Here is a 15,535-nt window from a genome sequence, read left to right as displayed (position 1 = left end):
AAGAAATAGAGTTTACAGATGAAGTAGTTGCTGTAGTTGAATACAGAGATGGAAGCATCATAGACACTATAAGAAAAATAAAAAAGTAGATTAAGTATAAAAATCGATGGATAAGTTTTTCCATCGATTTTTTTTATTTATACGAAAATCATAATAGTAATATATATTTTATACAGATTTAGGGAATTATAAATTAGTACTTAAAAATATATAAGGAGAAATAAATATGGAGAATAACATGGCAATAGAATATCCAATGTTTTGCTATCAATGTGAGCAAACAGCTGGAGGAAAAGGATGTACTAAGATTGGTGTTTATGGTAAAACACCTGAAATAGCAGTACTTCAAGATTTACTTATATTTCAAATAAAAGGAATAAGTTGTTATGCAAAATAAATAGTTGAAAAAGGTGAAAATGTAGATAAAGATATAGTTAGTTTTGTAGAAAATTCATTATTTACAACTTTAACTAATGTAAATTTTGATGCAGATGTACATGTAAAAATGTTAAAGGAGTCTCAAAAGATAAAAGAAACTTTAAGAAGTAAAGTTGGAATCATAAAAAATAATACAGAACATGCTACATATAACTTAAGTGATACAAAGGCTGAAATGTTAAAAGATGCAAAAAAAGCAGGTATAATGTATGATTAACAATTAGACCCAGATATACGATCATTAAGACAAACTATAGTATATGGTTTAAAAGGAATATCAGCATATGGTCATCAAGCAAGAGAACTTGGATATTATGATGATCAAGTAGATAATTTTTACATAAGAGTATTAGAAGCAACAACTGATGATAATTTAGGTGTAGAAGAATTAATAAGATGGACTATGAGAACTGGAGATATGAGTGTTGCTGTTATGAAAAAGTTAGATGAAGCTAATACTACAGTTTATAAAAATCCATCACCACATAAAGTAAATGTGCATATGAAAAAAGGTCCATTTATAGTAGTATCAGGACATGATTTATGGGATTTACAAATGTTACTTGAACAAACAGAAGGTAAAGGAATAAATATATATACACATGGTGAAATGATACCTTGTCATGGATATCCAGAATTAAAAAAATATCCTCATTTAGTAGGTAACTTTGGTGGAGCATGGCAAGACCAACAAAAAGAATTTGATAATATACCTGGATGTATATTAATGACAACTAACTGTTTAATGAGACCTAGAGAAACATATAAAGATAGAATTTTTACGACAAGTGTAGTAGGATGGGACGGAGTACAATACATAAGCGTAAATGAAGACGGTAAAAAAGATTTTACTCCAATAATAGAAAAAGCTCTAGAACTTGGTGGATATGAAGAAGATCAAGAACCTCATGAAATATTAGTAGGATTTGGACATCATGCAACACTTTCTCATGCAGAAGAAATCGTTAATGCAGTTAAAGAAGGTAAAATAAGACATTTCTTCTTAATAGGTGGATGCGATGGAGCAAGACCTGGAAGAAATTATTATACTGAATTTGCTAAAAAAGTACCAAAAGATTGTGTGATACTTACATTAGCTTGTGGTAAATATAGATTCAATAAACTAGAATTTGGAGAAGTAGCAGGGCTTCCAAGACTATTAGATGTTGGTCAATGTAATGATGCTTATTCAGCAGTTAGAATTGCAACAGCACTTGCAGATGCTTTTGGAACTGATGTAAATGGATTACCATTATCGTTAATAATATCTTGGTATGAACAAAAAGCAGTAGCAGATTTATTAGCATTATTATCTCTTGGAATAAAAGGAATATACCTAGGACCTACACTTCCTGCATTCTTAAGCCCTAATGTACTTCAATATTTAGTTGATACATTTGATTTAAGAACAATAAGTACACCAGACGATGATTTAAAAACTTGCTTACAACAAGGATTAAAATAAAAATATATGTTATTTAATTATGTATAATTAAGCTCTAAAAATAACTGTAGAATAAGAATTTGAATAATTTAAATTCCTAGGTACAGTTATTTTTTATTTTATTAAAATTTGTAACTTATGTTACAGAAATATAAACTAAACTATTATATAATTCAATTACAGTAATCACAAATGTGATTACTTAAATTAAGAAAATAAAAGAGTATATAAAATACACTTTAAAATAGGAGGAATAAAAATGAGTTTATTTTTAGGAAAGATACATTATTGGTTATTTAATAAAATATTATGGTTTGAAGGATTAGAAGATGAAATAATTAAATTAGCTAAAAATGAAGGTTTAGATATAGAAAGTTTAACAAATGAAATTAATCTAAAATATGAAGAAAAACTTCCAAATAAAAATTTAGAAGATATGATAGATACTGGTAATATACACGGATGGTTACAAAGTAAAATACATTCAGCAGAAGGAAGAATGGCTATATTAACAAAATCTATATTAAAAAATAATGAAAATTCACTAGCAAAAATAGAAAAAATATATACATTTCAAGGTATTAAAGCAGCTAAAGAAGTTAAACAAAGTAAAAATCTTACAACTGCGACAGAAATATATACAAGTATTAATGACTATATATTAGATGGTATGCCATGCGATAGAGTAAATCAAATAATAACTTCAGAAGATGATAAAGTAGAATGGATAAGAAGAATATGTGTACACAAAGATATATGGGATAAAGAAAATATTGATGTTGATATATTCTATAAATTAAGAAATTTATGGATAAAAGCTTTTGTAAGTGAAGTTAATAGTAATTTTAATTATATTGAAAAAGAAGATAAAACTTATGTTATAAGTAAGAAAAATTAAAAGTATACAAAATAATATACAACAGGGAGATTTCGAATGAATGCAATAGAAATAATGAATGAAGAACATCAATATATAAAACGTATGCTAAAAGTAGTTAGAGCTGTAAGTTTTAAAGTATTGCAAGGTGAAGATATAAATTATTATGATTTTGAATTAATAATAGATTTTATATCAAATTATGCGGATGCTCATCATCATAAAAAAGAAGAAAAGATGCTTTTTAATAAGATGATTGAAAACTTAGGGGAGGTAGCTGAAAGAGTTATAAAAAATGGAATGCTTGTAGAACATGAATTAGGTAGATTATATATAAGAGACTTAAAACAAGCTTTAGTAAACTTAAAGTCAGGTTATGAAGAATCTAAGTTAGATGTAATAGCAAATGCTATATCTTATACGCATTTACTAGAAAGACATATTGATAAAGAAGATAAAGTCATATATAAGTTTGCACAAAGAGAACTAGATAAAAGTATATTAAGCACAATAAATGAAGAGTGTATAGAATTTGAAGAAAATAACTTAAATGTTAAGGATAGATGTATATTAATACTAAAAAACTTAGAAAATAAATATGTTAAATAAAATATGGAGGTAATTAATATGAATCCTATAAATATAAATAAAATAGATACAAATAGAGAGTTTTTAGTAGTAAATGAAAAATTTAAAACCTTATTTTTTAAATTTGAAAAAGATAAAGGACTTCCAAATCATTCACATAATGGTTATGCGACTATACAAGTTTTAGATGGTATTATAGATATAGAATTTGTAGGCGGAGAAAAATTTGAATTAAGAGAAGGGGATTTTTTACCTTTTGATGCAAGAGTAGAACACAATGTAATAGCAAGGGTAACAAGTAAAGTACTAGTTACGATATCTTTATAAATAAAAAGATTGTCCATATGGGCAATCTTTTTATTTATAAAGATATTATATTACTATTAATAAGCTTTGTACAATGTTACATAAATGTTATATTAGATATAAATACTGTAAGGTTAATGGATGGAAGCAAAGTTATTTAAAATATAAAATAATATTGTAATAAAACTTAATTGAATTTGGAGGAAGTTATGTTAAAAGTAATAAACTTAAAGAAAGAGATTAGAAATAGTAAAAATACATTTGAAATCTTAAAAGAAATAAATTTAGAAGTAAAAAAGTGAGTTTATTTCTATAATGGGACCATCGGGAGCAGGGAAAACTACTTTATTAAATATTTTATCAACAGTAGATAAGCCTACATAAGGAAATGTATATTATGAAGGTAAGGATGTAGGTAAATTAAATAATAAAGAACTATCTAAATTTAGAAGAGAAAATATAGGATTTATATTTCAAGACTATAATTTATTAGATAGTATGAGTATAGAGGATAATATTGCTTTGCCACTTATTATTTCAAATGAAAAGCAAGATAAAATAAAATCAGAAGTAATGAGACTCGCTAAATTATTTGGAATAGAAAATCAACTAAAAAAATATCCATATGAATTAGCGGGTGGTAAAAAACAAAGAGTTGCAACAGCTAGAGCACTAATAACATCACCAAGTATTATATTTGCAGATGAGCCTACAGGAGCACTTGATTCTAAATCTTCAACAGAACTACTAAGTTGATTAAATAATATGAATAAAAAGTTTAATGTTACTGTTATAATGGTTACTCATGATCCATTTAGTGCAAGTTATTCTAAAAAAGTAATATTTATAAAAGATGGAAGATTAAATGCAAGAATAGATAATAGTGGAAATAGAAAAGAGTTTTATAACAATATAATGAATTTACTTACTGCTATGGGAGGTGAAATAAATGAAATTGTTTAAATTGTCATTAATGAATTTAAAGCAAAATATAAAAAACTATGGAATGTATATATTCTCAATGATACTTTCTATTGTAGTTTTTTATAATTTTGAAACCTTAGTATTTAGTAATCAATTTAAGCAATTAGAAAACTTAGAAGTAGCATCATCTATAGCAGGAGTATCAGCAGTAGTGCTTTCTTTATTTTTTATATTCTTTATTTCATATTCAAGTAGATTCTTTATAGAACAAAGAAAAAAAGAATTTGGAATTTATACTTTTATGGGTGTTGAAAATAATAAAATAGCTTTTTTATTTACTCAAGAAGGACTATTAATAGGAATAGTTGCTCTTGTTGGAGGTATATTGGGGGGGATTATAAGTAATAAATTATTTTTAATGGCACTAGCTAAGATTTCATTTGTAAATAAGTCAATTAAATTTGAAATATGTATGCCAGGAGTAATAATAACATTAATTATGTTCTTAGTTATATTGGTATTTGTATTTATAAAAGAATATATAAGTTTAGTAAATACAGATATAACTAAGCTTATATATGCAACTAGTATATATCAAAATGAAAATAATAAAAATAAAACTTATAAAGGTATACTAGGACTTATTGTTATAATAATAGCTTACGTTATTATACTTTATTATAAGAAATTTAATATACCGTTTCCAATTGCTATAATGATTACAGTTCTAATGGTTATACTAGGAACAACATTATTATTTAAAGGATTCTTTACTTTTATAGTTTCAAAACTAATAGATAATAAAAACTTTTTATATAAAGGAACTAATGTACTTAGTTATAATAATATAATTTTTAGGATAAGAGATAATAATAAGGTTTTAGGTCAAATTGCAATTCTAATAACATGTTGTTTAACTTCAGCTATAGTAGCAATAACAACTAAAAGCTTATTAGTACAAGGAAAAGATAGTGAGTATCCATATAGCTTGACTTATATAGGAGATATAAATAATGAAGTTGTAAATAATGCAATTAATTTAAGTAAGGAAAAAATAGATTATAAGCTTACTACAGAGGTCATACCTTATGAAGTAGAATCTTCTCAAATACCGCTTGCAAATAATATTAATATAATAAAATTCTCAGAGATTGAAAATATAGTAAACAATAGAGAATTAAATGATAAAATATTAAAGCATAATTTAAAAAACAACCAAGCATTATTAATTCTACCTAAAAACTATGTTAATGGATTTAACTTTAATATAAGTATAGATATAAATGGAGAAAAATTTAATATAATTGATTCAGCTCCACTTAGTTTGTTTGGACTATTTAAAGAAAATAAGATAACTTTAGCAGTAAATAACAGTGCTTACAATGAGTTAAGTAAAACCATAGGAAAAGATAAGTTTAATATAACTACGATTACATTAAAGAACTTTGATAATACAAAAGAAATAGCAAGTTATATAAGAAATAATAGTGATATAGATTTATATAGTGTAAATGAATTTAATCCCAATGATTATGGATTTATAAATGCAATTTACTTTATAGGACTATTTTTAGCATTAGTGTTTGTTATATCTGTTGGAAGTATAATGTACTTTAAATGCATATCAGACGCTAGTAAAGATAAGAGAAGATTTGATATTTTAAGAAGAATAGGAACAAATCAAAAATATATAAATAAAGCTATATATAAACAAATTGGTATTTTCTTTATGATTCCAGCATTAGTATCTATTACTCATAGTATAGTAGCTGGATATGCTATAACTGATTTGTTTAATCAAAATAGTATATTACTAACTTCAACCACAATAGTTAGTTTTTTAGCTATATACTTAATATATTATATATTAACAGCTAGAAAATATATAAGTTTAACTAAATAAGATATAGAATATAAAAATCTAGTTATTAGTAAAATTAAAGCTTTTAACTAGATTTTTACTTTATATTAACTTACCTAGATTATTATAAAATCAAGTATAAATAATATTATTATAAATACATTAATAAATGAAAATAATAAATACAAAAGATATAAATTTATAAATGAACTTGATAGGAGATAATTGACATGGATAAGTTATATGACGTAATAATAATCGGTGGAGGACCGTCTGGATTATCTGCTGGAATTTATGCAGGAAGATCAGTCTTAGATACATTAATAATAGAAAGGAATACTTAGGTGGTCAAGCTGTTACAACTTTTGAAATTGTAAATTATCCTGGAATAATAGAAACTGATGGACCTAGTTTAATTGATACTATGAGAAAACAAGCTGAAAGCTTTGGTGTTAATTTTGAGTATAGTGAAGTAATATCTATGGAGTTAGATAAAAAAATAAAAATAATAAAAACTAAAAATGCTGTTTTTAAAACTAAATCAATTATAATTGCCACTGGAGCAAAGCCTAGAAAAGTAGGTTTTAAAGGTGAAGATAAATTTTATGGAAAAGGTGTGTCTTATTGTGCAACTTGCGATGGTAACTTTTATAGAAATTTAGATGTATTCGTAATAGGTGGAGGATATTCTGCAGCTGAAGAATCTTTATTCCTTGCAAGAATTGCAAGAAAGGTGAATATATTTGTTAGAAAGCCTAAGTTCTCTTGTGCAAAATCTATTGCAAATAGAGTTTTAGAAAATGATAAAATAGAAGTTAAATTTAATACTGAAATAGTAGAACTAGGAGGAGAAGCTCAACCAACATATATAGAGTATATAAATAATATTACAAATGAAAAAAGTAGATATGAACTTTCAAAAGAAGATAGAGCTTTTGGCTTATTTGTTTTAGCAGGCTATATACCAGCTACTGATATATTTAAAGATATTATAGATTTAGATGATTATGGATATATTACCACTGATGATAATATGAATACAAATATAAAAGGAGTTTATGCTTGTGGAGATTTAAGACAAAAATCCCTTAGACAAGTAGTTACAGCAGTATCTGATGGAGCAATAGCTGCAACTGAATGCGAAAAATATATAGACGAAAATAAACATTTATTTAAAGATATATATTAAAAATTAAAATTATAAATAAAATATACCCTAATTTATAGGAGATATTTTATTTATAATTTATATAAGTTAATTATATCTAAAGCTTTTCTTTTTATTTCATCTATAGCTTCAATAGGGTGTATTATTTCAATATCCTTACCATATCCAAAAGCAAATTCTATTCCTTGAAATAAAGAATCAAAGCTTATATCAATATAATTGTTATTTTCTTTAAGAATAGTAATAAATGGCCTTGATTTTATATGATTTATAATAGAAGGATTAACCTTAAACGTAAAATTATATTTAGGTATTAAATTTTTAAATTTAGTTGTACTACATTTCCAATAATTTTCTAAATTAAAACATTTAGGTCTATCAAACTTTTCTTTATTTAAAATTACAGACTCAATAGAGCTAACTTTATAAGTTTTGATAATGTCATTATTTTCACCTATAACATACCAAGTACCTCTTTTACAAACTAGACCAAAAGGCTTTAAGATTACTTCTTTTGTTTCATCTATTTTTCTATATATCATTTTTAAGATATTATGATTCCAAATTCCTTTTTGCAAAATACCTAAAACATATTTATTAGTAGTAATAGGGCTTTTGCTCCAAGTATGCATATCAATATAAATGTAGTTTTGAATATTTTCAATTTCTTTTATCTGATCAATAGAAGAATTTTCTAGAATTTTTAGCATAGTAGAATCTTTTAATTTTTCAATACCTAAGTCCTCTAAAATTTTATTTCCAGATGGTAAAAATAAAGAATAAAGTTCATTTTTATTAATGCCAGTTAAATTAGTTTTATAATCACCTAAAAGCCTTATGCCGCCATTAGTTCCTCTATTGGTGAATATTGGGATACCTAGGGAACTTAAAGAGTCGATATCTCTATAAATAGTTCTAACAGATACTTCTAACCTTTTAGCTAAATCACTTGCTGTTAATTGTTTATGTATTTGTAATAACATTAAAATTGAAATTAATCTATCTGCTTTCATAAAATTTCCTCTCTAATATGACATAAGATGTCAGTTATTATATATTATAATCTATTTTCTATCAATATATAAGTATAATAAAGGAGAATAAATATGAATGGAAAAATAATACTAAACTTAGCAATGAGCATAGATGGATATATAGCAGATGAAGAGGGTGGATATAATTGGATAATTGGAAATAACAATAGCTTGCTAGATACAGAAAATAAATGGAGCCATGATGAGTTTCTAAAAGATATAGATATAGTAGTAATGGGAAAAAGATGTTATGAGCAAAATATGCATAAAGAGTACAAAAATAAGAAGGTATACGTAGCAACTTCAGAAGATAAAGAAGATTTTGATAATATTCATTTTATAAATAATGAAATATGTAATGTAATATTAGACTTAAAAAATAAAGGGCAGAATATATACTTATTCGGCGGAGGGGTTCTTATAGATGAATTTATTAAAGAAAATATTATAGATGAGTATATATTTGGAATAATACCTACAGTTCTAGGAAAAGGTAGACCTTTATTTTTAGGTAATAATACTAAAATAGACTTACATTTGGATTATTATTCAATAGAAGATGGAATTATAATTTTAAAATACTTAAAGATAAATAAGTAAACTAAAACTATAGCTGTAAGCATTAGTATAAGCTTATAGCTATAATTTTAATTTAATAAGTAATTAATTGAAGCAATTATGATTTAGTTTATTTATATCATTTATTATTTTAACTATTTCACTAGGCGATTCAACTATATCATTTTCTAGCCATACCTGTATAATAGCTAAAATACCACCAACGGAATATCTTATTAAATAATCAAAATTAAATTCATTAATATTATTAGATCGACTAATAACTTGCTCAATATTTGCTTTACTTGATATATATAATATTTTATCAATTATTCTAGAATCTCTTTGTCTACAGAATAATATTTTGCATAAATCTTTATTTTTAGCAATTAACCCAAGTACTTTTATTAACAATGCATCTGTATATTCCTCAAAAGGCGTTTCATTTAAATATTCAATTACTTTATCAAATAATTCATCTTCCATAGATTGTAAAAGATCAAATGCATCATTATAATGAGTATAAAAAGTTCCTCTATTAATATCGGCCTTTTTACATATATTAGTAACTGTAATTTCATGAATTTCATTCGTTTGAAGTAATTCAATTAAACTTTCCTTAATAACCTTCTTAGTATATATAACTCTACGATTTCCTTTAACTCCAGACATCTAAATACTCCTTAAGATAAATATTTTATATAAGTCAATTTTAAGTAAGATGTTATTAAATAAACAAAAAATAAAAAAATGTCTATTTAATAACGGTATGGTTTTATATGACTATTGTCTATAATTTCTTAAATATTTATAATATATTATAGTATTAAATATACAAAGTGTCTATTTAATAACTTGTATAACAATATGTATTTATCATAAAAAGGGAGGTTAAAATGTCATATATAGAAGTTATTGATACATATAAGAGATATAAAGTCGGAGACGATATAATAGTAGCTAATAACGGAATTAACTTTTCTATTGAAAAAGGGGAGTTTGTTGTAATATTAGGACCAAGTGGTGCAGGAAAATCTACTGTACTTAATATACTTGGTGGAATGGACTCATGTGATGAAGGTAAGATTATAATTGATAAAACAGATATATCAAAGTTTAGTAATAAGCAACTTACTAAATATAGAAGACATGATGTAGGATTTGTATTTCAATTTTATAATTTAGTACAAAACTTAACAGCGAAAGAAAATGTAGAGTTAGCCACACAAATTTCAAAGGATTCGCTTGATGTAGATGAAACACTTGATTTAGTAGGTCTTAGTCATAGAAAAGATAATTTCCCATCTCAATTATCGGGTGGTGAACAACAAAGGGTTTCTATAGCAAGAGCAATTGCAAAGAATCCTAAAATTTTACTTTGTGATGAACCAACAGGAGCACTTGATTATAAAACTGGAAAGCAAGTTTTAAAAACGCTACAAGATACTTGCAGAAATACGGGAACTACAGTTATTGTGATTACACATAACTCAGCAATAGCACCAATGGCTAATAGAGTTATAAGAATTAATGATGCGAAGGTCAGAAGTATTGAAGTAAATGAAAATCCACTTCCAATTGAAAATATTGAGTGGTAGAGGTGAAATGTGAAAAATAGTAAAGCATATAAGAAATCCATTATAAGAGAAATTTTATCTTCAAAAGCCAGATTTGCTTCAATATTAATAATTATTTTGTTAGGTGTAGCTTTTTATGCAGGAATTAAATCATCTGGTCCTGATATAAATGAATCTGTAAACGAATTGTATAATAATCAAAAACTTATGGACAGTAAAATAGTATCAAGTTTAGGATTGACAGAAGGTGATTTAAACTTACTTGAAAATAATGATAAGATACTAGATTACTATGCTTCTCATACAATAGATGCTAATCTTACTAATAAAAATAGTGTAGTAAAATTTATGGAGTATAATAAAGATAATAATATAAATGACTACATTATATTAGATGGAAACCTACCTCAAAATAGTGGTGAAATAGCATTAGATGAACAAGCTTTAAAGGTAGATAAGAGTTTGAAAATTGGAGATACTTATGTAATTGATACTGATGAAGAAACTATGAATTCTTTTAAGCAAAAGGAATTTAAAATCGTTGGTATAGTAAGAAGTCCTATGTATATGGAAAAAGAATCAAGGGGAACAACAACTATTGGAAAAGGGACTATTGATTACTTTGCTTTATTAAATAGTAAAGACATAGAAGTGGACGCTTATACAGAAATATATGTAAGATTTAAAAATCTTCAAAATATAGACACTTACAGTGATGAGTATAAAGATAAAATGGAGGAAAACACTAAATATCTTGAAGCTTTATATTCAAAAAGAGGTTTAGAGAGAGTTGAAGAAATAAAGAAAGACGCTCAAGAAGAGCTTGATAAAGCGTATAAAGAAATAAAAGAAAATGAATCTAAACTTTTAAGTGCTCAAAAAGAAATAGAAGATGGTAAAGTAAAGCTTGAAGATGGTAAAGTTAAGTATGATCAAAGTTTAAAAGAATATAAAAATCAGATAAAAGAAGGTGAAGCAAATATTTCACAAGGAAAAAGTGAAATAAGTGCAGCGCAAAGTGAGATTGAAAAGCAAAAGAAATCTATTGAAGAAGGTAAACTTAATCTTATCAATGCCAAGAATACATTAGATAATACAAAACAAGAGTTTTTAAATTTAGGTATTGATCCAGATCAAGATTTAAATGATTTAAAAAATAATATATCTAGTGAAATGCCTAATTTTGAAACTTTACTAGATGGTATTGTAAGTTATCAAGAAGGTAAAGTACAATATGAAACACAGTTAAGTGTACTTACTGAAGGTGAAGCAAAACTTAAAGAATCTCAAGAACAGTTAAATAGTGCCAAAGCTGAACTTTCAAAAGGAGAAATTGAACTAGAGGAAGGCAAACTAAAAGGACAAGCAGAACTTGATAAGGCTAAAGTACAACTAGCAGATTCAGAAAAAAGTTTAATTGATGGTGAAAAAGAAATAGATGAAAATAAAGCTAAATTAACTGAAGCTAAAGAAAACATAAAAAAAGAAGAGGATAAACTTAATGATATAGAAGAAGGAAAGTATTACTTCTTTGATAGAAATGATAATGTTGGATATTCGGGTCTTAAAGATGCAATAAATAGTTTAGATAGTATAGCATCAGTTTTACCAGTATTTTTCTTCTTAGTAGCTATTATGATTTGTTTAACAACAATGACAAGAATGGTAGAAGAAAATAGAGGTGAAATAGGAACTCTTAAAGCCCTAGGATATAATAACTTTGAAATATCTAGAAAGTTTGTAGTTTATGCATCTTTAGCTAGTATCATAGGTAGTATACTTGGTATCTTAATAGGATGTACTATACTTCCTAATGTAATTAATGAATCATATAAAAGTTTATATAATTTACCAAGATTAACTGTATACTATTATCCATCATATATAGTTCAATCTATATTAATATCAATATTATGTACAGTTGGTGCTGCACTATTCGTATTAAGTGTTGAACTTAAAAGTACACCATCTAATCTTATGAGACAAAAGGCACCAAAGCTAGGTAAGAAAATACTATTAGAAAGAATTAAACCTTTATGGAGTAGGTTAAACTTTAATCAAAAAGTTACATTTAGAAATATCTTTAGATATAAGCAACGTATGATAATGACAGTACTTGGAATATCTGGGTGTATGGCAATGCTTATTACAGGATTTGCCCTGAAGGATTCTAATACAGTTATACTAGAAAAACAATTTGATAAATTATGGAAGTATGATGCTATGGTGATTTTTGATGACACTTATAATAAAGAAGAAAATAAAGAATATAACAATACTTTAAATAATTTAAAAGGATATGAAAGTAAATTAAATATACATCAAGAATCGGTTACATTTAGTAAAGAGGGAATGAATAAGCAAAGTGTTAGTTTATATGTTCCAGAAAGTACAGATAGGTTTGATAATTTCATAGTATTAAATAATAGAAAATCTAGGGAAAAATATAAAATATCAGATGATGGCGTTATTATAAGTGAAAAGTTAGCTAATTTATTAGGTACATCAGCTGGTTACACCATAACTATGAAAGATGAAAATAATGACTTACTAGATGTAAAAGTTTCTAATATATCTGAGAATTATCTGTCACATTATATGTATATGTCTCCTTCATATTACAAAGAGATATTTGGCAAAGATGCAGAGTACAATTCACAATTTTTAAACTTTAATAAAGGTATAGATAAAGAAGAAGTTTCTAATAAGCTTATGGATTGTGAAAATGTTATAAATGTTACATTAATGTCAGATATAAAAGCTTCTAGTGAAGAATCTAATGCAAATTTAAATATGGTTATGTTAGTAATAATAATATCTGCAGGAAGTCTTGCTTTTGTAGTTTTATACAATTTAAATAACATAAACGTATCAGAGCGTATAAGAGAATTATCTACTATAAAAGTATTAGGATTTTATGATAATGAAGTTACTATGTATATATTAAGAGAAAATGTAATACTTACATTATTTGGAATACTAGCCGGATCATTCTTAGGAAAGATACTTCATGCCTTTATACTTTACACATCAGAAACAGACACTATGATGATGTATCCAGATATATTTATAAATAGTTATGTATTTTCTGCTTTAATAACAATGTTATTCTCAATGATAGTTATGATTATGATGCATAATAAGTTAAAGAAAGTTGATATGATAGATGCGTTAAAGTCTAATGAATAATAATAAATTAAAAGAGCAATTATTTTATAGTTTAAAATAATTGCTCTTTTTTTATAAGAATGCAAAGCGAATTTATTTGAAATTATTATATATAGATAGAATAAATATTTTTTTTAATATAAAAATTATTTCCATGTTAATTTTAACTAGCATAATAGATTAAATTAATATATACTGAAATAGTAAATAGCAATAAAAACAGAAATTTGTCGCTTAATATCAAGAATTTAAAGGTGAATTATGATAAAAAATAAATATATAAAGATGATTTTAGTTTTAGTATTTATATTTTCATTTATGAAAGTTGATACAAGTTATGCAAATATAAGTGAAAGTCTTAACTTCAAAAATATAACAATTGAAGATGGATTATCTCAATCAACAGTAGAATCTATATATCAAGATAGTAGAGGATATATATGGATAGGCACTAATGATGGTTTAAACAGATATAATGGATATGAGTTTAAGCATTATAAACACGATAAGTATGATGAAAATTCGATAGCAAATAATTATATAGTTGATATTATAGAAGATAAAAATGGATACATATGGGTTTCGACTATAGGAGGACTAAGTAAAATAAATCCTGATACAGATAAGGTAAAGAATTACTATTCAAAAGAAGATAGTGGAAATTTATATAATAATAACTTATGGCAAATTCTTTGTACTAAAGATAATAAAATAATTGCATCTACAGTAGATGGTCTTAATTTATATGATGAAAAAAATGATAAGTTTGTTAGGGTTTTAGAAAATGAACTTCCTAGTCAATATATATATTCGGTTAAAGACGATTTATATGGGAATATATGGGTTGGAACAGATAATGGATTAATAGAATTAAATAAAGATTTAGAGATAATTAAACGATATGAAGATACAATTGGAAATAGTGAAGTATATAATATATATATATGATGATTCAAAAGGGAATATATGGATTTGTACATTAGATAATGGATTATTTAAGATAAAATTAGATGATAAAAGTATTGATAACTACAAAAATAGTGAAAATAAATTTTCAATCCCAAGTAATAATACAAAAGATATATTACTTGATTCAAAAGGAAAGCTTTGGATTGCTACTGATAAAGGTATTTGTAACTTTGATTATGAGAAAGAAGTATTTACAACCTATAATAAAGAACCATATGAAAACAATAGTTTGATAGATGATGAAACATTTTGTTTACTAAAAGATAGCAGTGGACTTATATGGGTAGGTACTTATAGTGGTATATCATTATTTAATCCAAATAGTAACTTTATTCATTTTAAATCTAATCCATATGATGAAAATAGTTTAAGTGGAAATATAATTCATGGTATATATGAATATGATAATAAAACGTTATGGATAGGTACTAATGAAAATGGAGTAAATGTTATAAATGGAGATATAATAAAACATTTAAATAAAGAAAATAGTAATATTATTAGTGACTTAATAGAAGATATAACTGGATTTAATAACTATGTATTTATAGGTACGAATGAAGGATTATAGGTTTTAGTTCAAAATGATGATAAAGGGTATACTATAACCAATTATACAGATA

Annotated in this window: 18 protein-coding genes and 1 pseudogene; 17 read left to right on the top strand and 2 right to left on the bottom strand. The window is 25.2% G+C overall.

All coding sequences use genetic code 11. The annotated features are described in order from the left end of the window. Positions 1–5 precede the first annotated feature (5 nt). The 12 genes and pseudogenes from I2A66_RS17915 (at position 6) to I2A66_RS15275 (ending at position 7,627) form a co-directional block, all read left to right on the top strand. On the top strand, positions 6–89 hold the full coding sequence (locus I2A66_RS17915) for a citrate lyase subunit alpha (protein ID WP_442970899.1): 84 nt from the start codon (positions 6–8) through the stop codon (positions 87–89). Positions 90–226: 137 nt separating this feature from the next. Continuing rightward, positions 227–397, top strand: coding sequence for a hypothetical protein (locus I2A66_RS17740; protein WP_330615490.1), 171 nt, complete (start codon positions 227–229; stop codon positions 395–397). Positions 398–505: 108 nt separating this feature from the next. Continuing rightward, the gene (locus I2A66_RS17735) at positions 506–655 is read left to right on the top strand and encodes a hypothetical protein (RefSeq protein ID WP_330566199.1); all 150 of its coding nucleotides are present in this window, start codon (positions 506–508) and stop codon (positions 653–655) included. 15 nt (positions 656–670) lie between these two features. After that, positions 671–1,903: a hydroxylamine reductase gene (gene hcp / locus I2A66_RS15305; RefSeq protein ID WP_330615493.1), complete on the top strand. Its 1,233-nt coding sequence runs from the start codon at positions 671–673 to the stop codon at positions 1,901–1,903. 238 nt (positions 1,904–2,141) lie between these two features. Then, positions 2,142–2,780: a hypothetical protein gene (locus I2A66_RS15300; RefSeq protein WP_122639762.1), complete on the top strand. Its 639-nt coding sequence runs from the start codon at positions 2,142–2,144 to the stop codon at positions 2,778–2,780. 36 nt (positions 2,781–2,816) lie between these two features. Beyond that, a complete protein-coding gene (locus I2A66_RS15295) occupies positions 2,817–3,368 on the top strand; it encodes a hemerythrin domain-containing protein (RefSeq protein ID WP_122639760.1) in 552 nt (183 codons plus the stop codon). A gap of 18 nt (positions 3,369–3,386) precedes the next feature. After that, positions 3,387–3,674 carry a cupin domain-containing protein gene (locus I2A66_RS15290; protein WP_243238750.1) on the top strand — a complete coding sequence of 96 codons (288 nt, stop codon included), beginning with the start codon at positions 3,387–3,389 and terminating at the stop codon, positions 3,672–3,674. A gap of 294 nt (positions 3,675–3,968) precedes the next feature. Further along, a pseudogene (locus tag I2A66_RS17730) lies at positions 3,969–4,409 on the top strand (ABC transporter ATP-binding protein). 9 nt (positions 4,410–4,418) lie between these two features. Next, positions 4,419–4,616 carry a hypothetical protein gene (locus I2A66_RS17725; protein WP_330566198.1) on the top strand — a complete coding sequence of 66 codons (198 nt, stop codon included), beginning with the start codon at positions 4,419–4,421 and terminating at the stop codon, positions 4,614–4,616. Then, positions 4,603–6,480, top strand: coding sequence for an FtsX-like permease family protein (locus tag I2A66_RS15280; RefSeq protein WP_195251935.1), 1,878 nt, complete (start codon positions 4,603–4,605; stop codon positions 6,478–6,480). The genes I2A66_RS17725 and I2A66_RS15280 overlap by 14 nt, the downstream gene beginning before the upstream one ends. Positions 6,481–6,668: 188 nt before the next feature. Next, positions 6,669–6,782, top strand: coding sequence for an FAD-dependent oxidoreductase (locus tag I2A66_RS17330; RefSeq protein ID WP_122639757.1), 114 nt, complete (start codon positions 6,669–6,671; stop codon positions 6,780–6,782). Beyond that, positions 6,743–7,627, top strand: a complete 885-nt coding sequence (locus tag I2A66_RS15275; protein ID WP_330615492.1) for an FAD-dependent oxidoreductase — start codon at positions 6,743–6,745, stop codon at positions 7,625–7,627. The genes I2A66_RS17330 and I2A66_RS15275 overlap by 40 nt, the downstream gene beginning before the upstream one ends. 50 nt (positions 7,628–7,677) lie before the next feature. Here the strand turns inward: I2A66_RS15275 and I2A66_RS15270 are convergent, their stop codons facing one another. Further along, positions 7,678–8,619 (bottom strand): helix-turn-helix transcriptional regulator, encoded by a 942-nt coding sequence (locus tag I2A66_RS15270; protein ID WP_122639753.1) that lies wholly within the window; start codon positions 8,617–8,619, stop codon positions 7,678–7,680. 93 nt (positions 8,620–8,712) lie between these two features. Between I2A66_RS15270 and I2A66_RS15265 the strand changes: the two genes are divergently transcribed. Next, entirely contained in the window at positions 8,713–9,240 is a 528-nt protein-coding gene (locus I2A66_RS15265) for a dihydrofolate reductase family protein (RefSeq protein ID WP_122639751.1), read from the top strand. A gap of 63 nt (positions 9,241–9,303) precedes the next feature. Here the strand turns inward: I2A66_RS15265 and I2A66_RS15260 are convergent, their stop codons facing one another. Then, a complete protein-coding gene (locus tag I2A66_RS15260) occupies positions 9,304–9,870 on the bottom strand; it encodes a TetR/AcrR family transcriptional regulator (RefSeq protein ID WP_122639749.1) in 567 nt (188 codons plus the stop codon). A gap of 224 nt (positions 9,871–10,094) precedes the next feature. Here I2A66_RS15260 and I2A66_RS15255 point away from each other — a divergent pair, with 224 nt between their 5' ends. From I2A66_RS15255 to I2A66_RS15240, 4 genes are all read left to right on the top strand, one after another. Further along, a complete protein-coding gene (locus I2A66_RS15255; protein ID WP_147516101.1) occupies positions 10,095–10,796 on the top strand; it encodes an ABC transporter ATP-binding protein in 702 nt (233 codons plus the stop codon). Between the two features lie 9 nt (positions 10,797–10,805). Beyond that, on the top strand, positions 10,806–13,964 hold the full coding sequence (locus I2A66_RS15250) for an FtsX-like permease family protein (RefSeq protein ID WP_195251934.1): 3,159 nt from the start codon (positions 10,806–10,808) through the stop codon (positions 13,962–13,964). 240 nt (positions 13,965–14,204) lie between these two features. After that, entirely contained in the window at positions 14,205–14,891 is a 687-nt protein-coding gene (locus I2A66_RS15245) for a ligand-binding sensor domain-containing protein (RefSeq protein WP_195251933.1), read from the top strand. Next, complete coding sequence (locus tag I2A66_RS15240) at positions 14,845–15,483, top strand: ligand-binding sensor domain-containing protein (protein WP_195251932.1); 639 nt, start codon at positions 14,845–14,847, stop codon at positions 15,481–15,483. Before I2A66_RS15245 ends, I2A66_RS15240 begins: the two co-directional genes overlap by 47 nt. Positions 15,484–15,535: the final 52 nt, after the last annotated feature.

The organism is Romboutsia sp. 1001713B170207_170306_H8, assembly GCF_015550495.1.
Lineage (GTDB): Bacteria > Bacillota > Clostridia > Peptostreptococcales > Peptostreptococcaceae > Romboutsia_E.
Note: the sequence above shows the minus strand (reverse complement) of the source record. Positions and strands in the feature narration are given on the sequence as shown.